Source organism: Leeuwenhoekiella nanhaiensis (assembly GCF_002744755.1).
Classification (GTDB): domain Bacteria; phylum Bacteroidota; class Bacteroidia; order Flavobacteriales; family Flavobacteriaceae; genus Leeuwenhoekiella; species Leeuwenhoekiella nanhaiensis.
Genome location: NZ_KZ319305.1, coordinates 1 through 19,606, shown reverse-complemented (window position 1 = coordinate 19,606; position 19,606 = coordinate 1). Strand labels below are relative to the sequence as shown.

At 39.3% G+C, this 19,606-nt stretch carries 20 protein-coding genes; 10 read left to right on the top strand and 10 right to left on the bottom strand.

What is annotated here, in order from left to right; translation table 11 throughout:
- Positions 1–139: 139 nt before the first annotated feature.
- The 5 genes from CJ305_RS17735 (at position 140) to CJ305_RS17715 (ending at position 5,901) form a co-directional block, all read left to right on the top strand.
- Positions 140–1,906, top strand: a complete 1,767-nt coding sequence (locus tag CJ305_RS17735; protein WP_099647638.1) for a TrkH family potassium uptake protein — start codon at positions 140–142, stop codon at positions 1,904–1,906.
- Between the two features lie 11 nt (positions 1,907–1,917).
- The gene (locus CJ305_RS17730; RefSeq protein WP_099647637.1) at positions 1,918–2,604 is read left to right on the top strand and encodes a potassium channel family protein; all 687 of its coding nucleotides are present in this window, start codon (positions 1,918–1,920) and stop codon (positions 2,602–2,604) included.
- 78 nt (positions 2,605–2,682) lie between these two features.
- Positions 2,683–3,741, top strand: a complete 1,059-nt coding sequence (locus CJ305_RS17725) for a glycoside hydrolase family 43 protein (RefSeq protein WP_099647636.1) — start codon at positions 2,683–2,685, stop codon at positions 3,739–3,741.
- A gap of 77 nt (positions 3,742–3,818) precedes the next feature.
- Positions 3,819–4,991, top strand: a complete 1,173-nt coding sequence (locus tag CJ305_RS17720) for a hypothetical protein (protein WP_099647635.1) — start codon at positions 3,819–3,821, stop codon at positions 4,989–4,991.
- A 22-nt stretch (positions 4,992–5,013) separates the two neighbouring features.
- Positions 5,014–5,901 carry a dienelactone hydrolase family protein gene (locus CJ305_RS17715; RefSeq protein ID WP_099647634.1) on the top strand — a complete coding sequence of 296 codons (888 nt, stop codon included), beginning with the start codon at positions 5,014–5,016 and terminating at the stop codon, positions 5,899–5,901.
- Here the strand turns inward: CJ305_RS17715 and CJ305_RS17710 are convergent.
- The 5 genes from CJ305_RS17710 to CJ305_RS17695 form a co-directional block, all read right to left on the bottom strand.
- Positions 5,898–6,512, bottom strand: a complete 615-nt coding sequence (locus CJ305_RS17710) for a hypothetical protein (RefSeq protein ID WP_099647633.1) — start codon at positions 6,510–6,512, stop codon at positions 5,898–5,900. The two genes, CJ305_RS17715 and CJ305_RS17710, sit on opposite strands and share 4 nt — an antisense overlap.
- 200 nt (positions 6,513–6,712) lie before the next feature.
- Positions 6,713–6,853 (bottom strand): hypothetical protein, encoded by a 141-nt coding sequence (locus CJ305_RS19515; RefSeq protein ID WP_189319487.1) that lies wholly within the window; start codon positions 6,851–6,853, stop codon positions 6,713–6,715.
- 198 nt (positions 6,854–7,051) lie between these two features.
- Positions 7,052–7,996, bottom strand: coding sequence for a hypothetical protein (locus tag CJ305_RS17705; protein ID WP_099647632.1), 945 nt, complete (start codon positions 7,994–7,996; stop codon positions 7,052–7,054).
- Positions 7,997–8,167: 171 nt separating this feature from the next.
- A complete protein-coding gene (locus CJ305_RS17700; RefSeq protein ID WP_099647631.1) occupies positions 8,168–8,899 on the bottom strand; it encodes a tetratricopeptide repeat protein in 732 nt (243 codons plus the stop codon).
- A 2-nt stretch (positions 8,900–8,901) separates the two neighbouring features.
- Complete coding sequence (locus tag CJ305_RS17695; RefSeq protein ID WP_099647630.1) at positions 8,902–9,441, bottom strand: RNA polymerase sigma factor; 540 nt, start codon at positions 9,439–9,441, stop codon at positions 8,902–8,904.
- Positions 9,442–9,555: 114 nt separating this feature from the next.
- On the opposite strand from CJ305_RS17695, the gene CJ305_RS17690 reads away from it, so the two are divergent.
- From CJ305_RS17690 to CJ305_RS17675, 4 genes are all read left to right on the top strand, one after another.
- Complete coding sequence (locus CJ305_RS17690; RefSeq protein ID WP_099647629.1) at positions 9,556–10,875, top strand: OmpA family protein; 1,320 nt, start codon at positions 9,556–9,558, stop codon at positions 10,873–10,875.
- Positions 10,876–10,891: 16 nt separating this feature from the next.
- Positions 10,892–11,542: a hypothetical protein gene (locus CJ305_RS17685; protein ID WP_099647628.1), complete on the top strand. Its 651-nt coding sequence runs from the start codon at positions 10,892–10,894 to the stop codon at positions 11,540–11,542.
- Between the two features lie 63 nt (positions 11,543–11,605).
- Positions 11,606–12,151, top strand: coding sequence for a hypothetical protein (locus tag CJ305_RS17680; protein WP_099647627.1), 546 nt, complete (start codon positions 11,606–11,608; stop codon positions 12,149–12,151).
- Positions 12,152–12,169: 18 nt separating this feature from the next.
- Positions 12,170–12,625, top strand: a complete 456-nt coding sequence (locus tag CJ305_RS17675) for a DUF6252 domain-containing protein (RefSeq protein WP_099647626.1) — start codon at positions 12,170–12,172, stop codon at positions 12,623–12,625.
- Positions 12,626–12,772: 147 nt separating this feature from the next.
- On the opposite strand, the gene CJ305_RS17670 is transcribed toward CJ305_RS17675, so the two are convergent.
- Positions 12,773–13,642, bottom strand: a complete 870-nt coding sequence (locus CJ305_RS17670; RefSeq protein ID WP_099647625.1) for a HEPN domain-containing protein — start codon at positions 13,640–13,642, stop codon at positions 12,773–12,775.
- Positions 13,643–14,105: 463 nt separating this feature from the next.
- On the opposite strand from CJ305_RS17670, the gene CJ305_RS17665 reads away from it, so the two are divergent.
- Positions 14,106–15,320 carry a site-specific integrase gene (locus CJ305_RS17665; RefSeq protein WP_099647624.1) on the top strand — a complete coding sequence of 405 codons (1,215 nt, stop codon included), beginning with the start codon at positions 14,106–14,108 and terminating at the stop codon, positions 15,318–15,320.
- Here CJ305_RS17665 and CJ305_RS17660 read toward each other — a convergent pair.
- From CJ305_RS17660 to CJ305_RS17645, 4 genes are all read right to left on the bottom strand, one after another.
- Positions 15,310–16,095 (bottom strand): M90 family metallopeptidase, encoded by a 786-nt coding sequence (locus tag CJ305_RS17660; protein ID WP_099647623.1) that lies wholly within the window; start codon positions 16,093–16,095, stop codon positions 15,310–15,312. The two genes, CJ305_RS17665 and CJ305_RS17660, sit on opposite strands and share 11 nt — an antisense overlap.
- Before the next feature lie 15 nt (positions 16,096–16,110).
- Positions 16,111–16,323, bottom strand: a complete 213-nt coding sequence (locus tag CJ305_RS17655) for a heavy-metal-associated domain-containing protein (protein WP_099647622.1) — start codon at positions 16,321–16,323, stop codon at positions 16,111–16,113.
- Between the two features lie 187 nt (positions 16,324–16,510).
- Complete coding sequence (locus CJ305_RS17650) at positions 16,511–18,769, bottom strand: heavy metal translocating P-type ATPase (protein WP_099647621.1); 2,259 nt, start codon at positions 18,767–18,769, stop codon at positions 16,511–16,513.
- Positions 18,770–18,964: 195 nt separating this feature from the next.
- A partial coding sequence (locus tag CJ305_RS17645; RefSeq protein WP_143469413.1) for an HAD-IC family P-type ATPase occupies positions 18,965–19,606 on the bottom strand: 642 nt, incomplete at its 5' end.

Sequence of the window (19,606 nt, the reverse complement as noted above, 5' to 3'; positions counted from 1 at the left end):
AAAAGCCTTAGCACAACAGTCATCAGTAGAAGTGTCGTGCTTTAACGCTTTAGGCTCAACTTTTAGAATACTTTAAGACCGAAATCTGAACTGGATTTAGATTTGCAATACCTTTGTACGTGCTTTTAATGTTTGGGATTTGAACGACACTTCATCAAAATCTAAGTTCCTTAAGACGATTTACCGAACGGCTTTTATATTGAGCCTCATTGGTGTTTTTGCATTTATCATCGACTTTGGCTACGAGCAGTCTTCAACCATTCAACAGGGACTTAATGCCTTCTATCTCATCATTTTATTTATAGGAATTGGCGCCACGCTTACCCGGTATTTTGCCGAACACATCAAGCGCAGTAGGCAGGTCGTCATCTTTGACTACGCCAGTATCGCGGTAACCCTCTACATCATTGCCATTCACTTTCTGGGTCAGGAAGCACACCGGCATCTTAGCTTTTTTTACGACGATAACTGGATTAAAATAGCCATTCTGCTTACGTTTATACGTGAATTTGCCGAGCAAAAAGTATCGTATAAAAAAAGTGCTTTAAACCCGGCCCAGCTCTTTATCGCGAGCTTTCTGGGAATTATTCTTCTGGGTGCCTTTCTATTGATGCTTCCCAGAGCCACTTACGAGGGAATCAGTTTTCTGGATGCCTTGTTCACCTCCACCAGCGCGGTCTGTGTGACCGGTCTTATTGTGGTTGACACGGGAAGTTATTTTACGCCCTTTGGCCAGAACATCATTGTATTTCTTATTCAGCTTGGCGGACTGGGCATTCTTACGTTTGCCAGTTACTTCAGCTATTTTTTTAAAGGGGTTTCATCTTTTGAAAATCAGGTGATGCTGAGCGATATGAATAATTCCAATAAAATTGGTGAGGTTTTTTCAACGCTGAAACGCATTCTTGCCATTACCTTTTCTATCGAGATCGTAGGCGCCTTTCTCATTTTTATAAGCCTAAAGGCGAAAGTGCTTCCCGAATTGGGTGACCGCATTGCTTTTTCTATTTTCCATTCGGTTTCTGCCTTCTGCAATGCCGGATTTTCAACCTTATCAAACGGCATTTACGACATCAACTACCGCTACAATTATGGCTTACAGCTCACGTTAATCGCGCTGTTTGTTTTTGGCGGACTCGGTTTTCCCATTGTAATCAACATATTGCGGTATTTGAAATATAAAATCATCAAACCTCTTTTAGACCGGGATCACGAGATTGTTTATAAGCCCTGGTTGCTGAGTCTGAGCAGTCGCATAACGCTTATTACGACAAGTAGTCTGCTCGTTGTAGGTACTGTTTTGGTCTACATCAACGAATATTCCAATACGCTGGCAGAACACACCGGCTTCGGGAAAGTAGTCACTGCGTTATTTGGAGCGGCGACTCCGCGTACAGCTGGTTTCAATACGGTAGATATGACCCAGCTTCACTTTTCGACCCTGATGCTTATCTTCTTATTGATGTGGGTAGGAGCCTCGCCGGCTTCAACCGGAGGAGGGATTAAAACCAGCACCTTTGCCATCGCAACCCTTAATTTTTTCAGCCTTGCTAAAGGAAAAACCCGCATCGAAGTCTACCGCCGGGAGATTGCAGACATTTCGGTACGCCGGGCCTTTGCTATTATTTCGCTTTCTCTGGTGGTAATCGGTTTTGCAGTAATTGCGATTTCGAGTTTTGATTCCCAAAAAACGCTGCTCAGCATTGCTTTTGAATGCTTTTCGGCTTACAGTACAGTAGGACTCAGTTTGGGCATTACCTCAAGTCTTTCGGCAGCCAGTAAAGGAGTGATCATTGCCGTAATGTTTATAGGCCGGGTGAGTATGCTCACAATTATGATCGCATTATTTAAAAAGGTAAAGCAGAAAGCTTACCGCTATCCTACTGAAGAAATTTTAATCAATTAAGACATTCGTTTATGAAATATATCATTATTGGATTGGGCAGTTTTGGTGCTTCTTTGGCCGAAAAACTCACCGCACAGGGCAATGAAGTCATAGGTATTGATATCAATATGCAGAAGGTTGAGGCCTTTAAAGAAAAAATATCACATACCATTTGCCTCGATGCCACAGACGAGCATACTGTAAACGGACTGCCTCTGAAAGACACCGATATTGTGATTGTGGCTATTGGCGAAAATCAGGGAACCAATGTGATGGTAAGTGCCCTGCTCAAGAATTTGAAAGTCAAAAAACTCATCAGCCGGGCCGTAAACAACCTGCACGAAAATGTACTGAATGCCATTGGGGTTGATGAAATCGTGCACCCGGAGCAGGAAAGTGCGGAGCGCTGGGCCAAAAAATTATGTATGCACGGGGTGGTAGACTCCTTCGAACTCAATGATTATTTCAGCATTGTTGAAGTAAAACTGCCCAGAAAATACGAGAATAAAACGGTTGAAGATGTTCAGTTTCGCGAACGCTATAATCTACTGGTGCTTACCACGCTCAAAAACGCGCAGGTCGATACGAACATTGGCAATACCAAAACAATCGTTGATGTACAAAGCGTGGCCACACCTTCTCTCGTTTTGGAAAAAGGCGACATTCTCGTTTTATACGGTAACAATAAAGACATTAACCGTTTTATCAAATCGGCTTAAACCGAAGCGCTCCGGTCGAAGCATTTTTTATTTTCATTTTTAAATGTTTTTATTACATTTAAAAACTAAACCGGAATTATGCATAATTTCATTTCCTTTTACCGCAAGGCTTTTCTGTTTACAGCAGGCCTTATTGCTTTTACTTCCTGCTCAACTGCACAAACCACTGGTGTAGCCTCAGCCAACACCGTTGACAACTGTGCAGAACTGCCTTATATCAATCCCATCGTTCCGCAACGGGCAGATCCCTGGGTGTATAAAGACAGCGACGGCACCTATTATTTTATCGCCACGGCACCGGAGTATGACCGCATCGAAATCAGAAAATCAAATACGATAAACGGTTTGGGTACGGCAGAGACGAAAGTAATCTGGACCAAGCACGAGACTGGTAAAATGGGTGCGCACATTTGGGCTCCTGAGCTTCATAAAGTAGCTGGTAAATGGTATGTCTATTTTGCGGCAGGCGAAGTAGAAGACGTCTGGAAGATACGCATGTTTGCCCTTTCTACAGATGCGGCAGATCCTACTGAAGGAACCTGGAAAGAAGAAGGCCAGATCACCACCGAAGAGGATTCGTTCTCTTTAGATGCCACTACCTTTGAACACAACGGCAAACGCTATTTGTGCTGGGCTCAGGCCAAAAGTCCGTATGAAGGCACATCCCTCGTATTAGCTGAGATGGACTCCCCTACCAGCATTACCGGAAAAGAGCTCATCATCACCTATCCCAAATACGACTGGGAGCTTATAGGCTACAAGGTCAATGAAGGTCCCGCGGTTATTAAACACGGAGATAAATTGTTTTTAACCTATTCGGCCAGTGCTACAGACTCTAATTATGCCGTTGGTTTACTTTGGGCCGATATGGATTCTGATTTGATGAATCCCGAATCCTGGAACAAATCTGAAACTCCTATTTTTTCTACGAATGCTGAAGTGCGCCGTTTTGGCCCCGGTCATAACTCGTTTACAAAATCTGAAGACGGTAAACGTGATGTGATGATTTACCATGCACGGGTTTATGAGCAGGTGCGCGGCAATTCGCTTTACGATTTTAATAGGCATACCCGAGCCCGAATCATTGAATGGGATGAAAACGGGTTTCCAAATTTTAGGCAGGCAGAGCAGGATTAGTACTTGAAGCAGAAGCACTAAAAATCGGAAGGCTTTATTTCCTATTTTTGGAATATACTTTAAAACCTTCGTTATAGATGATACGATTTTTTGGCTTCCTAAGCTGTTTGTTACTAAGCCTTAGCGCTGTGGCGCAAGATCAGGTTACTGCCCAGATAATCAAAGAGCGCGATTCCCTGCTCCTTAATCTCAACAAACAGCTTGAAGCAAATGCGGTAAAATTAAAATCCCTGCAAAATGAATTCTCAGACCTCAACCCTAATAGTACAAGCCAGCGTTTAGGCAGTTTGGACAGCATTATTTCAAAACAGGAAAACCGCATTACCCTGCTCGAAAATTCCAAAAAAATTCAACTTAAATTAAACGGACAGCTCGCCTTTACCGAGTTGATGAGCATTCACCGCGACATAAAGCCCAGCAACCTTTTACTTTCTTCTCAGGAATTTTTCAGCAAAGTGGCCGCAATGAATAATCCTACTCAATACAACTCTTACAAACAATGGTATAAGGAGTATGAGGACTGGTATTCCCGCAAAAAAGGAAAAGACAACTGGCTCGATTTAATCAACAACAGCCTTACCATGCTGAATGAACCTTCCAGTCAGGTTCCTTTATACGGTTCTTTGTACCAAACCTTTTCTACCGGAATTTCTACCGCGATTGATCTTGTAGGCGGTGCCGGAAGGGACTTGCGTGATAAGACTCCTCAAATGCTTCATGTGCTCAATACGGCAAGTCAGTTTAGCCAGCAGCAGAGTATCATCGATAACGAATGGCAAAGCATCAATGAAGAGCTGAATAAACTTGAAAACGAATATAAGCGCTTGCTTCAGGAACAGGCTGCGTATTATAGCATTGATGTGAATACCCTAAATCAATATCAGGTAGCTACACTAGACAGCGAAAGGGAAACACTAAAGAATAAAGTAAGGAAAGTCATCAGTAATTCCATAAACCAAAAAGAAAATCAAAATACCAAAGAATGGCTGGCCGAGGTAGAACGTTTTATGGTGAAGACCCAGTCGTTGCGACTTCGTTTTGGCCAATTAACCCTTCGCATGAAGGGGAATATTGCAAAGTATAAAGAGCTGATAAATACATTTGCCAAAAATGAATCATTTGCAGAAGAATTTAGAAGCGAATTGAGGGGTTTGGAAAAAAGTATAGATCAGGTAGATGCAAATTTTGATTCGGTTTTTAACCCTTCAAAATACATAGAGGATTCCGCTGTAATGTATATCACTCAATAGATTCGCCTAAAATATTTCACCTATGAAAAAGCTTAAAAAAGAAGATATCAGTCAGGAAGTTTTCGATCTCTATGATGCCTATGCGCATAACAAACTGGAACGCCGGGAATTTGTAGAAAAGCTTTCACTCTTTGCGGCAGGAAGTGTTACTGTACCTGCTTTGCTGAGTTTTCTTATGCCCGATTATAAAAACACCATGCTGGTTGATCCCAATCATCCCGATTTGGAGTCAGACTACATGACTTATAATTCTCCCAAAGGAGGCGGTGAAATCAAAGCTCTGCTTTCAAAACCTAAAAATGCTACGGAAAAACTAGGCGGTATTGTGGTGGTTCACGAAAATCGAGGACTCAACCCCTATATCGAAGACACAGCCCGACAGGCAGCGCTTGCAGGCTTTATCACCATCGCACCTGACGCCCTGACTCCGCTGGGCGGTTATCCCGGTAATGACGATGAGGGCCGGGCCCTGCAACGCCAGCGGGATAGTAAAGAAATGCTCGAAGATTTTATAGCCGCGTATGAATACCTGAAATCTCACCCGGACTGTAACGGTAAAGTAGGTGTTGTAGGCTTTTGCTTTGGCGGATCGATCTCTAATATGATGGCGGTTAAAGTTCCTGATCTTGCTGCATCGGTACCTTTTTACGGCGGGCAACCTACTGAAGACGTTGACCAGATACAGGCTCCGTTGTTATTGCAATACGCCGGGCTTGACGAGCGTATAAATGCCGGCTGGCCCGCTTATGAAGCCAAGCTGAAAGAATACAGCAAAGAGTACGGGATGTTTATGTACCCGGATGTCAATCACGGATTTCACAATACCACGACACCACGCTATGACAAAGAAGCTGCCGAATTAGCCTGGGAACGCACGATTGCTTTTTTTAAGGAGCATTTGGCTTCTTAACCTTTGCAAAGCTCCAGATAATCTTTGGCAAGTTTTTTATAATGCTGCGGAAGTTTGGGATAGTAGTTACCCGCTTCAATCTGTTCTAAAAGCTTCGGGCAATCGCTAAAAATACGTTCAGCAGATCGTTTGAAAGCTTTTTCGTTATTGTAGTTGAGGAAGTATGTGTCACTATCATAAACCGAGGCATCCCCGGTTTGGATAAAGATGAGATCGTGAATCGCATAATAACCCTTCCAGTTCAAAGCTCTAAAAACACGAATGTCTCCGTAATCGTAAACGAGTTCGTTAAGACCATTACCCACCGCACCTTTCATCTTTCGCAGATAATACAGTTTGACTGTATCAATCTCGGCTGAAGCGGCTGCTTTTTCCTGCTTTTCTTTAGGCACCAGCGAATCGACATAGCGTTTGCCCATCACTTCTTTAAGGGCGTCTATCAAATTGTCTTTTTTATACAACTCCACGTATCGCACCTTGACAGATTTCCAGTCTTTTGTTGTTCCTTCCGGCTTAGTTGCGGTAAAAACAATGGCATCTGCTGCTGTAGGGTTGGGGAAACCATATCCCTCAATACTATTCCCATCAGCGTCTATATATTTTAAGGGCACAAAAGATTCAGCGGCCTGTTCCTAATATAGGTTTCGGGTTGCAAACTGTGCCTGTAATCCCTGACTTATAAAGCCTAGCACTAACACGAATATTCTAAAAGTTGTTCTCATAAGCACGTAAAAATGAAACTCTAATTTAACTATTTTGGTAAATAGTAGATTAAAAGCTTGCTAAGCTATTACCCCATTTTTCCAGTCACTTAGAAAAAACTGTTGAGCTCTTCGGTAGTTTCAAACTGTTTTAACACAGCCTCTTTAAACAATTCTTCTTTCTTAATAATGGTCTGAAAATTAAAAAATAGTAAGAACTTACCCTCGCTATTTTCAATTATGCACTTCATGAGATTGTGCTATTTTTAAAAACACAAAAGCTGGATGTGAATCCAGCTTTTGTTTTTATTTCTAAGGATTTTGCTTATCCTAGTAATCCATCACTACCGTTAATAATTCTTTACTTTTTTCCATAATAATCTAGTCTTTTAAATGATTGAGTAATTGATGTTCAAACAAATATATACATTCACTTTAGTTATTCTGATTTATCTTTTGTTAAAACTAAGTCCAAAACCCTGTTTTGGAAGTATTATATCTTCTCTATGCCTCCTACTTAATGAGTTTTTGATATCAGTATGAATAGGTTTAAAATCATTAATTAGGCCAATATTAAAAAAAGAAACTTCAACATCTTCTGGGTGTGATACTGTAACGTCAACATTACGCGTAATTGTATTAAATCTAAGCAATTTGAAATTTTCTCCTTTCAGAGAATAAGTATTTTGAAATCTCAAAAGAATTTTAAACCTTTTTTTACCCTCAATGTTTACACTATAAAAATACTTTTTCTTACCATCCTTTTCAATATTGTCGTCACTAACCCGATTATCCTTACGATCAATGCCATCAACTTCAAAGAGCAATAAATCATTTTTTTCATCTACTGCTGTATTATCCGTAATTGATTGAGTGTATTGAACAACAGAAGAATTACTTTCAGAATCTAGTACTGCACAGTATTCCATAGTTTGGGTATAGTTTATAACAAAATCATCTGTTATACTATGAATTACTATTGAAACAACTACATCTTCATTGTAATGATTCTTATTCATAGGAAAATACGTTTCAAGAATTCGATCCTCTAATTGAGAGCCTATTTCAGGAAATTTTTCAAAATAAATTGTTTTTGATATTCGTTTCCATAACTCAGGTAAATCTTTCCTATTATTTAGAAAATCAGATCCAGATATTACTCTCGTTAGTTCTTCCTTAAATAAACCTGAAAACTGAATTGATTTTAAAACTCCAGCAAAAACACCTGAGGTTAAAGCAACAAAACCAATTTTTTCAATAACTCTATTAGCAACTTCACCAAATGGTGAAAAGATAGAATTCGGAAATAAAATAAGGATCAAAGACAGAGTGAAATAAACCCATGTCATATTCCTTTTTAACCATTTTTTTGATTGTTCAATAAATGCATCCATAGCAATAATCAAGTCTAAGATGACTTCTGTCTTTAAAGATTATAATCAAAATCGAAATAATACATACGCAATCTAGTTTAAATAATTAAAATATAGCGTGTTACCTCAAATGAATTCCTATAAGGAAATTCCAATCGACAATGCTATATCCTATTATTTAAAAATAGAAATTTAGTATTCAAGCTCTTTAAGCAAATCCTCTGCCTTGTCAGCATTGTACGAGTTATTGGTAACGATTTCCTCAAGAATGGAAACAGCTTCAGACTTCTTATCCATCTTTAAATAAGCCAATGCCAGATACCATCTGGACTTGTAGTAAAAATTATCTTGGGTTTCCTGATGGGATTTAAAAATGGTAATCGCTTCTTCGGTGCGTCCCAAAGCCAAAAGCGCGTTACCCCGGTAAAATAACAGATACCGGTCACCGGTTGCCTCATACAACGTACTAAAATCTTGTTCAGCCTGATTGTAGTCACCCCGTTCATACAGCGCAAAGCTTTTTTCAAGTAAACCTTCTGTGTTTTCGCCCCGCACCACAGGCGCGATAATATTGCGATAAGGCTCAAAATTGGCAGCATATAATTCTTCGGGTGTGGACTGATCACCCATAAAAAGTGCTCCAAACAGACTCAAACCGATAATTAAAATTGCAGCCGCGGCATAGCGCCACCATTTTAGATTAGAAGATTTTTGATCTTTCGGGAATTTTTCGGCCTCCAGACTTACAAGCTTTGATTTGAGAGCGGTCTTATCCTTATCTATTAGAGCAGCCTGCAAATCCTTTTCAAGCTCAAATTCTTCAGCAAACGCAGCATCCTTTTGCAATGCATCATTAAGTTGACGGGCCTCGTCTTCACTAAGCCGTCCTGTAAAATAGCGTTCAACAAGTTCTTCTCTATTCATGACTAGGGGATCATTTTTTCTTTTAACTGCTTCATACACCTGGATTTTGCAGCCTTAACCGTATTGATGTTTTCATACTGCTCTGCTTCCTGAATATCCTTCAGGCTCATTCCCTTGAGGTAAAAGCAGGTCAACAGCATTTTGCAGCGCGTTCCCAGGGTTTCAAAATGTTTTCGCAAAGAGACTTGCCATTCACTAAGCGGGGTTTCTTCAAAATCAGGCTGTTCAAAGGCTTCGCCTTGAAAGTCTAACTCATCGCGGGTAATACGCTTTTGACTATACCGCAAATGCTCATATATTTTAAATTTTCCAATGCTGAACAAATATGTTTTAAGCGTACTCGTGAGGGTGCTTAGCTTTCCGCTCATCACGTTCTCGTACAGTTTTACCACACTATCCTGATAGACCTCTAAAATCTGGTCTTCAGAAAGTTCATACTTCCTGGCAAAACCAATAAAGCTACTGCGATAGGCCTCATAAATTTTAGCGTAGGCCGCAGCATCTCCCGTTCTCAGTTGTTCAAGCGTTGGTTCTTCAATCATTTATGAAGCTTAGGGCAATAGGTTAACATTCAAAACTAAAAATACAATTTTTTAAAAATGATGTTAACCTTTTAATACTGAAAGCATAAAAGGTAAATCTTAAAACTTAATACTATGAGACGCATTACTTTTTTACTGCTTTTGATGGCCTTGTGCTACAGCAGCAACACCGAAGCCCAATTCTTAAAAAAACTGACTAAAAAACTCGAGCAGAAGCTGGACAAAACCACGAAAAGCCTCGAAGACAAAGCCGATAAACAGGTGGATAAAATTTTAGGCCTTGATGAAGGTGATTCTATACCTTCTATAGACGGCAGCGATATGGAAATGGACGAAATGGGAGCCGGAGAAATGGATTATCCTGATGAAACTGCAGAAAGCTATGGCGAAGCGGGCTTTGAAGCCTACAGCAAATACGACTTTGTGCCGGGTACAAATCTGGTGGCTTTTGAAGATTTCTCTGAAGATTCTGTGGGTGATTTACCTCAAAAATGGAATACCAACTCCAGCGCAGAGGTCGTAACACTCTCAACGCTTCCCGGTAAATGGCTGCGTATAGGTAACGGCTGGGGCACTTATGTGTTTGAAGGGATTCCTCAGGATTTACCGGAAGACTTTACGCTTGAGTTTGATATGCTTTACGATTTTGACGCAGACACCTATGCCTTTAAACGCTATGTAAATGTGGTGCTCTCTGAACTTGAAAACCCCAATATGTATATGGACAAGTTTAGTTACGGAAAAGAAGTGACCACCATAAGTCTGAGCAATTCGGCATCAGCCCGCGCAGTAGTACTTGATAAGAAAACTGCTCAAAAGGGGATGAATGTTTCAGGAAGCAACAACCATCCTGCATTTTCAAAAACCGGAAAAAGCGGTATCCCCTACCACATCGCCATCTTAAAAAAAGGCAGTCGCATTAAAGTCTATGTTGATCAGGATAAAGTGCTCGATATTCCACGTGGGGCTGATGACAACCTTAATTACCGTACGCTACGCTTTGAAAGCAGCGTAAGTCCTGAAAATGAATACTTCTATCTGGGCAACGTCAGATTTGCTACCGGCGTAGAGAGTGGAGAGCGCCTCTTTAAAAACGGCACTCATACCGCTTATGGAATCACCTTTGACAGCGGTAGTGCCAGCATTCAGCCTGCCTCATATGCCAGCCTCAAGCAAATCGCGCAAGCTATACAAAGCGATGCTAACGGCAACTACCTGATTACCGGACATACCGATTCTGACGGGGATGCTTCTTTGAACGTGCCTTTATCTGAAAGCAGAGCCGAAGCGGTGAAAGAAGCTTTGGTTGGTCAATTTGGTATAGATAGCTCGAGGCTTCAAACTGCCGGAAAAGGATCTTCTGAGCCTGTTTCAACGGAAAGTAGCGCCACGGCTAAGGCCCTGAACCGTCGTGTAACGATTTCTAAACTTTAATCATCTATTTAGCATCATGAAAAAAATATTATTTCTTTTAGCAATCGTTTTTAGCATCGCTTTCGCGGAAGCACAACAGATTTGGGACGATTTTACAACCGGACCCTTAAAACAAATTACGACGCTACAGGCCGAAAAAATAAAAATTGAACAACCCGGAGAGAACATTCTGGGCGGCACACGCTACATCACCTATAACGTGACCGAAAATCCCTATCAACAACTCTTTCAACTCGCTATTCAAAAAGGTGCGCTCATTAGCAGTACCGGCTTTGGCACCGCAAGTTCGATGAGTATTACCTATGGCGGCAACAGGGAACGGGCGCTGAATATGGATCTATCTCAATACAAAACCATCAAAATCGCCTTTAAAGGCGAAAGCAATTTTGCCCGGGTATATCTCAATATGTGGTCTAACGGTGCAAACCGCGCATTCTGGAGGGGCAACAAAGAAAATCACGTCCCCTTTCACGGTTCAATAAACGCTATGGGAGTAAACAGCGAAAAAGTAATCAGTATTCCGCTTGAACAGCTAACCACCAAGGACGCTACGACTGAGAGCCCGTCTGCTTTTAACATTGCCGATGTAGATAGCGCGCTGATTCAATTTTATGGCTTTCCGGCCACCGGAGTCAATTATGCTATAGACAAAATTTGGGTCGAATAATATCCTCCAAAAAAACGCCTAATAACTTTTAAACCTTTTAATAATCCATTTCAATTTAACATCATGAAAAAAATAACACTCTTTTTAGCAATCGTTTTTAGCATCGCTTTCGCGGAAGCACAAATCTCAAAAACCAGTTTAACCCGAAGCCTCTCGCTTAACCAAAAAGCTCAGGTTACAGGCCAGCTGCTCGTAAACGGAAAATCTTCAGTAGAAATTCGCCTTACGGAAGGCAATGTTGTAGACCTGTTTAAAAACTTTAAAACAGGTAAGCACCAAATACAATTTAACTTTAAAGGAGCGGGCTTAGCCAAAGATCACGAGGGTCGTGGGGTGGCACTCTTCACCTTTGTGACCGAGATCTATAAAGACGGCAAACTCATGCGCAGTGTAAAGCGCGAACCGCTTACCTTTTTTCCGGGCGAAATGCTCGAACCTGTAGAAGCTTTTGATGTTATCCCGCTGCTCACTTTTGCACAGGGGAACCCGCTTGAAAACGGCGCCTATCCCGGCAAACTCACCAAGGGCAAGTATTTGGTAAAAATTAAAGCCATCCCTATGGGCAGCAGTGGTAAAATTGAAGAGGCCAATCTCATTGTCTGGATTTAAATCATTAAACCTCAACCTATGAAAACATTTAAATCATTTGCGATTATAACGCTTTTACTGCTATTAAGCTTAACTGCCTGTCAAAATTCAAACACAAGCAGTCCTGTGTCATCAAATAGTTTTACGGCTGTTGTAAACGGGGAAGACTTCAAGGCACAATTTGTTGACGGGCAGATTACTGTAATTACAAACACCTTACTATTAAGTGGCAGTATGGGTGACGGCGAAGACATTCAGCTTTTTTTACCTCAGGATATTGGCGCCGGCACATACAGCTACGAAACAGGTATACAAGGTAAATACCAAAAAACAGACGAGGATTTTGTTTTTGCGAATTCAGGCCAACTGATTATCGAGACCCATGATACGGAGAGTAAGCACATCAAGGGAAGCTTTAATTTTACCGGCAAACCGATGGATTCTGACACCGCTACTTATACCGTAGAAAACGGAAGTTTTTCCGTTCATTATTAAGAAAAAGGAGTTCTGGAGTATTAAGTTTAGTGCAACGCCTTTTTAAAGCCCCTCATTTGAGGGGCTTTTTTTATTTCTCAAAAAGAAATGATCATTGAGTATTATCTAATTTTCAGACCGGAAACGGAAAGTAGAGAGTTGGAGTTTTTAGTTATAAAACAATGCTTTTTCTAAATGATCTTTAGTTATTTCCTCATTTAATTCGATCATATAAAATATAAGTTCTCGAAGCAGATCATAAGATTCAGCCATCGCTTTAATTACATCCTTCTCTTTTATAGGGCTTCCATGAACTATTCGTGATCTTAAACCGTAGAGTTTTTTTAATTTTTTAAAAGCCTCGTATCTAGAATCTCCTTTAGGATTTAATATTGTAGAAATATAAAGTGAAGATTGGAAAGTAATTTCTCTATCTACTTTAACTATACTTTCAATAGAAGACCACAATAATGCAATAGCAGCCCTATAATTAGGTTGCGCTCGCCAGTCGCATATTGTTGTAATTGCCTCTCTAAAGATATCGGATTCATTTGCTAATCTATTAACCTTTTCGTAATTATCACGAATCCATGCTAAATCCTCATCTTCTACGAGAGTTTTACTTGATTGTGGAGCCCAATTGTTTACTTTATGCTCATCCAAAAGCCCTCCTATAAAATTATTTTCTAGAGGTCCGGTTTTGTTAATTCCTGAAATCTTTACCCAACTATGATCTAAATATGCCAGTGGCGTACATCTTGAATAATTCTTTAAAATAAACAACGCAGAAACTAGCCACGCTCTATTTAACAAATCGTATCCGCAATCAGGTAAGTTTTCATCCGTTACAACAATCTCAATGCAATCCACAGTTCTGCCTTCTAGCATAGTCCAATTCCTGAAGCCTGTGGCTCCTAAGCTTGCTAAATCAAAAATTGAAAACTTATCAAAAATGTTATTTATCCAGATATTTTCAAGTAAATCTTCAGATGCCGATTTTAATCTTAACCCATTAACCAAAACATGCCAAATTTCCATATCTTAAAACTAATACGTAAACCTCTGAATGATCAGGAGGTAACGCCAATTAAAGATTACGAAGTTAATGTAATAACCTTTTAAATAAATCTGTTTACCAGAAGGATGAGCTATAGAAAAAGAGTTTAAAACAAAAAAACCTCTGACTTTCATCAGAGGTTTTTTCTTTGTACAGGCGGAGAGACTCGAACTCTCACACCTTGCGGCACTAGATCCTAAGTCTGGTATATCTTGCACCAATAAAACATAAATTAACTCATTTTCAATGATTTATGTTTTTAATCATTTTATTTAAAGTCATATAATATCAGTTAATATCAACATTTGTTGTACCTATGTTGTACCTAAAAAGCCCAATAATTTCGTACCTTTATCAAAGGTATAAACCAAAAATTGAGCAAAAATCACAATGTTGTACCTATGTTGTACCTGATTTGACTTTCGTACTCAAAACAGGTCAATTATGTCATCAAACGCCAAGATAGTTCTTCGCAAAAAACCGAACAGTAAAGGACTCTATCCATTAGCTATTCGAATCACAAAAAATCGTCGTTCAACATATCAATATGTTGGTCATTATATCGATTTAGAAGATTGGGACGAAAAAAATATTCGGGTAAAAAAATCAAATCAAAACGCGGACAGTTTAAACAAGTTGTTATCAAAAGAACTCTCAAATGCAAATAAAGCACTGATTGATTTGCAATCCGAATATAAAGATGCGTCTGCCAATCAAATCAAAAAAGAGATTTATGCGTCGGGAAATTCTTCTACCTTTTTTGAACTAGCTCAAGAGCATCTTGACGAATTGGAAATTGCTAAAAAATTGAATCGTCTATCAACAGATAGTGCTTTGATTAGCTATGTCATAAAGTTCAATAAAACAAAGCAGCTCGCATTTCAGGAAATAGATGAACGCTTTCTAAAAAAGCTGATGTTATATTTGAAGTCTAATCACGGACTCTCAGAAACCTCTGTGATGAACGTCTTAGTTCTCATTCGCTTGTTATTTAATAGAGCCATAAAGCTAAAGATAGTTAGTAGGGAATTATACCCTTTTGGCGGCGACAAGATTAAAATTAAGTTTCCAGAAACGAGTAAGGTTGGTTTGAATATTATTGAAGTAAGAGCCATAGAAGCTCTTAAGAATTTGACATCAAGTGAGATGCATACGCGAAATGTTTGGCTCTTCAGTTTTAATTTTGCCGGAATGAGAGTTACCGATGTATTGTGGACAAAGTGGTCCGACATTTACGATAAAAGGTTGCATTATAGAATGAATAAAAACTCGAAATTATTATCATTGAAAATACCAGATAAAGTTTTTAAAATTTTAGACTACTACAGGGACAATAAGAGATACCCAACGGATTTTGTTTTCCCTGAATTGAAAAAAGCGAATCTCGATGACGCTAAAGACATCTATAACAAAAGAAAGACAGCTACCAAGAAATTTAATGATAATCTAAAGTCTATTGCTAAAAAGGCAAAAATAGATAAGAAAATCACTATGCACATTGCGAGGCATACTTTTGGTAACATCGCTGGTGATAGCATTCACCCCTTAATGCTTCAAAAGCTATACCGCCATAGCGATTTAAAAACAACATTGAACTATCAAGCTAATTTTATACATAAAGAAGCTGATGATGCCTTGGATAGTGTAGTCAATTTTTAATTGTATTTGCTAGTCTTTGATTAAAACACTTCACCAACATTTTATACAGCTCTGGATGTTTCCTTTTAAGCAAGTCTGGACGTTCGAAGAAATATTCTGAAGCTACTGCAAAGAATTCTGCTTGGTTTGTACCACCATATTTACGAATGTCGGAATGATTATCATTAATCGCTTCCATTTCCTTATGGATTAAATTCAGCCAAGGAATGGCATATTGATGCTCTAATAATCGTTCTGGCACACCATCTGTTCTATCATCCAACTTATCAATTAAATGTACGAATTCGTGTATGCCAGTATTGCTTTTATCGGTTGTGTTTTTAAAACCGTGATACAATGCTTTTTTGGATAAAATCATTTGCTTCTCGAAACGTCCATTCCCAACGATACCACCAATATTGCGTGAGTTATCCTTACTGCTAAATTGCATATCTTCATTAAAATTATCTGGATACAATAAAATACCGCTTAAATTGGTGTAGTGCCATTCTTTAAAGCCAAACACAGGTATAACTGCACTTGCCGCAACTAAAATTTTGTCCAATTCTTCCAATTCCAACTGCACACCATCAATATACACCTCACTTAAGAATTGCATCATTCGTTGCTGAAATGCGGCTTGCCTTTCTTTTGAAAGATTACGGTAGTAGAGCACATTATCCATCAACAATTCGTGCCAATGCTCTGGAAATGGCTTCACGCTATGCCGCTTCGCTTTTCGATAAAAATGAATAGCAAACAGAAGAATCACAACCAAAATTAAAATATAGACCATATTAAAACGAGAATATTAATCTACGGCTTCCGCTTTAAAGCCTACTTTTTGCAATGTAGCCTTTACATCTTCTTCGGTAGCGCCATCGCTTTCAATGGTTAAAATTTTATCTGGATTGGTGGTATCTACTTCCCAACTTTCTACACCTTCTTGCTTGTTTAAAAAGGGGGTTACTTTAGAGACGCAACCACCACAATTGATATTTGTTTTAAATTTTAAAGTTTTCATTGTATTTGAATTTATAATTAATAATAGAGGTCATTTTAAAAGTTATCAATTATTTTTTTATGCTTCTTTTTGCACATTACTTCGTTAAAATTTTGAACGATAGCCCTGCTATCCTTAAAAGATTTTATTTCGTTCTGCATCAAAAATAATCTATAAAAATTCTAACCATACCTTTCAAAACGGCCTCTTAAAGTTTTACTCGTTTTAGCCTTAAGCTATTTAGAACTACAGATACGCTACTGAAAGCCATTGCCATTCCTGCAATCATTGGGTCCAATAAAAATCCATTTACGGGATACAAAACGCCTGCTGCAATTGGAATCCCAATGAGATTATAAATGAATGCCCAAAATAGATTCTGACGGATACCCAAAACAGTTTTCTTTGATAGTTCCAACGCCTTGGAAATGGATTGCAAATCTGACGTTATCAATGTCATTTTCGCTACGTCCATTGCTATGTCCGAACCTTTACCCATTGCGATACTTACATTGGCTTGTGCCAAAGCGTGGGAATCATTGATGCCATCACCAACCATAGCTACTATTTTACCATCGGCTTGTAATTTTTCAACAAAAACTGCTTTCTCTGAAGGCATTACTTCCCCTTGGAAATTTGTTATTCCTACTTGTTTTGCGACAGCAGATGCAGTTTTATTATTATCTCCTGTAAGCATATAAACCTCGATGCCTCGTTCTTGAAGCGTTACTATGGCCTTTTTTGAAGTTTGCTTAATCTTGTCTGCAATAGCGAGTATCGCCAGCACTTGTTCATCATTTCCATAGAAAATGACTGTTTTCGCTTGCTCTTCGAGGCTTTCTGCTGTTTGCATCAAGGAAGAATCGATTTGAATATTTTTCCCAAGCATTAGTTTATGATTCCCCACATAATATTGCGAACCATTTTTTGCTTGAGCTTTTACACCCATCCCTGTAATACTTTCAAAAGAAGCAATTTCAGCTTGCTCAACTTTTTCATCCTTTAAATGGTTGACTACCGCTTCCGCCAAAGGATGTTCTGATTGTGCTTCTATTGCCAAAAGAATTTGTTTGTATTGATTTTGATTTTCAAGCTTATCCTTCCAATGTATATCAGTTACTAACGGTTTCCCTTCTGTAATTGTACCTGTTTTGTCGAGAATGACCGCATTCACTTTATGACCGAGTTCTAAACTCTCGGCATCTTTTATAAGAATATTGTTTTCTGCACCTTTACCAATACCCACCATAATGGCAGTAGGTGTTGCCAAACCTAACGCACAAGGACAGGCTATAACCAATACTGCTACAGATGTCAACAAGGCTTGTGAAAATGCATTATCGCCTCCAGCCGACATCCAAACAATAAAGGTAATAACAGAAATCCCTAATACAATCGGAACAAATATTCCTGCGATTTTATCAACCAGTTTCTGTACAGGTGCTTTACTTCCTTGGGCTTCCTGAACCATTTTAATGATTTGGGAAAGCAAGGTTTCTCCACCTACTTTTTCAGCGGTAAATTGAAAACTTCCTTTTTGGTTTACCGTTCCTGCGAAAACTTTTTCATCTTTTGTTTTTTCTACGGGAACAGGCTCTCCCGTAATCATACTTTCATCTACATATGAGCTTCCTTTGGAAACTTCTCCATCTACAGGAATCTTTTCTCCTGGGCGCACCAAAATAGTTTGACCTACTTGCACAGCCGAAATGGGAATCTCCTTTTCTTCCCCATTCTCAATGATTTTTAGTGTTTTGGGTTGTAATCCCATCAACTTTTTAATGGCCGAAGAGGTGTTTGATTTGGCCTTTTCTTCCAATAATTTTCCAAGGGAAATGAACGTAATAATGACCGTGGCCGCTTCGTAATAGACGTGGGGTTCAATGTCACGACTCAGCCAAAATTCAGGAAAGAGGGTGTTGAAAACACTGAAGAGAAAGGCAATACCTGTGCTCAAGGCGACCAAGGTATCCATATTCGCCTTGCCACGTTTGGCCTGTTTGAAAGCATTGATAAAAAAACTACGCCCAAACCAAAACAGAATAGGGAAAGCCAATAGTAAAGAAATCCACTTACCTGGTTCCCATTGCATAAAAAACATTCCTAATACAAAAATGGGAAGCGTAAGAACGGCTGACCAAATAGTACGATTTTTTATATCTTGATAGTGCTTTTGCTGTAGTTCTTGTTGTAATTCCGAAGGATTCTCCGCATCAATGATAATATCATAGCCCACTTCGCGAAGTGCATTTTGCAGTTGATTAGGACTCAACTCTTTGTTGTACTCTACAAGAACAGAGCTATTGGCAAAATTTACGCTTGCATCAAAAACGCCTTCCGTATGTTTTAATACAGATTCAACGCTTGCTGCACAAGACGCACAGGTCATACCTGTTACGGGAAACGATTTTTTTATTCCCGTTTTTTGCTCCTTAGTTTTAGTCTCGAATATATTAGTTGTCTCCATTTACTCCTCGCTTTATTTTACACAAATTTCGGAATAGAATATGGGTGAGCTATTACATTATTCTCTGAAAGAGTTGTAGAATTTGCTCATTCATTTTCTTTTATTAGTTGGTTTCTGATACTTCTTTAAATTAAATTATTCAGTATACCATTTGCGTTTTAAAACATCTCTCTATGTACTTTTTATTACCGTACGTTAACTCCAAATCATCCGTTGCAACCGAACCGCATTTAATATAGCAAGCAACGCCACACCCACATCGGCAAACACCGCTTCCCACATTGTGGCAAGACCACCTGCACCGAGAATAAGCACAATTACTTTTACCCCAAATGCCAAGCCAATATTTTGCCAAACGATGCTTCGGGTAGAACGCCCAATTTTAATTGCCTTGGCAATCTTGCTTGGTTGGTCTGTTTGGATGATAACATCCGCCGTCTCAATGGCAACATCGCTACCCAAACCACCCATTGCGATACCTACACCACTTGCTGCCAATACAGGCGCATCATTAATACCATCGCCTATGAATGCCACTTTCGTTTCAGGTTGTTTTTTGAGCTCTTCGACCTCGTTCAACTTATCTTCTGGTAACAAGCCGCCTTTTGCCCAATCAATATTTAATTCTTTGGAAACATTTTGCGTAATTGAATCTTTATCGCCCGAAAGCATAATGATTTTTAAAATACCAGCCTCACGTATTTGCATAATGGCTTGGTGGGCATCTTCCTTAAGTTCATCGGCAATGGTAACATAACCTGCAAAATTTCCGTCGATGGCGACCATTACGATAGATTCGACTATAGTATCGGTTTCAGAAGGTACTTCGATGCTGTT

What these genes read in the sequence shown, in the direction of transcription:
- CJ305_RS17730 (WP_099647637.1), top strand. Translation starts at nt 1,918, where the DNA reads ATGAAATATATCATTATTGGATTGGGCAGTTTTGGTGCTTCTTTGGCC.
- CJ305_RS17725 (WP_099647636.1), top strand. Translation starts at nt 2,683, where the DNA reads ATGCATAATTTCATTTCCTTTTACCGCAAGGCTTTTCTGTTTACAGCA.
- CJ305_RS17720 (WP_099647635.1), top strand. Translation starts at nt 3,819, where the DNA reads ATGATACGATTTTTTGGCTTCCTAAGCTGTTTGTTACTAAGCCTTAGC.
- CJ305_RS17715 (WP_099647634.1), top strand. Translation starts at nt 5,014, where the DNA reads ATGAAAAAGCTTAAAAAAGAAGATATCAGTCAGGAAGTTTTCGATCTC.
- CJ305_RS19515 (WP_189319487.1), bottom strand. Translation starts at nt 6,853, where the DNA reads ATGAAGTGCATAATTGAAAATAGCGAGGGTAAGTTCTTACTATTTTTT.
- CJ305_RS17705 (WP_099647632.1), bottom strand. Translation starts at nt 7,996, where the DNA reads ATGGATGCATTTATTGAACAATCAAAAAAATGGTTAAAAAGGAATATG.
- CJ305_RS17700 (WP_099647631.1), bottom strand. Translation starts at nt 8,899, where the DNA reads ATGAATAGAGAAGAACTTGTTGAACGCTATTTTACAGGACGGCTTAGT.
- CJ305_RS17695 (WP_099647630.1), bottom strand. Translation starts at nt 9,441, where the DNA reads ATGATTGAAGAACCAACGCTTGAACAACTGAGAACGGGAGATGCTGCG.
- CJ305_RS17690 (WP_099647629.1), top strand. Translation starts at nt 9,556, where the DNA reads ATGAGACGCATTACTTTTTTACTGCTTTTGATGGCCTTGTGCTACAGC.
- CJ305_RS17685 (WP_099647628.1), top strand. Translation starts at nt 10,892, where the DNA reads ATGAAAAAAATATTATTTCTTTTAGCAATCGTTTTTAGCATCGCTTTC.
- CJ305_RS17680 (WP_099647627.1), top strand. Translation starts at nt 11,606, where the DNA reads ATGAAAAAAATAACACTCTTTTTAGCAATCGTTTTTAGCATCGCTTTC.
- CJ305_RS17675 (WP_099647626.1), top strand. Translation starts at nt 12,170, where the DNA reads ATGAAAACATTTAAATCATTTGCGATTATAACGCTTTTACTGCTATTA.
- CJ305_RS17670 (WP_099647625.1), bottom strand. Translation starts at nt 13,642, where the DNA reads ATGGAAATTTGGCATGTTTTGGTTAATGGGTTAAGATTAAAATCGGCA.
- CJ305_RS17665 (WP_099647624.1), top strand. Translation starts at nt 14,106, where the DNA reads ATGTCATCAAACGCCAAGATAGTTCTTCGCAAAAAACCGAACAGTAAA.
- CJ305_RS17660 (WP_099647623.1), bottom strand. Translation starts at nt 16,095, where the DNA reads ATGGTCTATATTTTAATTTTGGTTGTGATTCTTCTGTTTGCTATTCAT.
- CJ305_RS17655 (WP_099647622.1), bottom strand. Translation starts at nt 16,323, where the DNA reads ATGAAAACTTTAAAATTTAAAACAAATATCAATTGTGGTGGTTGCGTC.
- CJ305_RS17650 (WP_099647621.1), bottom strand. Translation starts at nt 18,769, where the DNA reads ATGGAGACAACTAATATATTCGAGACTAAAACTAAGGAGCAAAAAACG.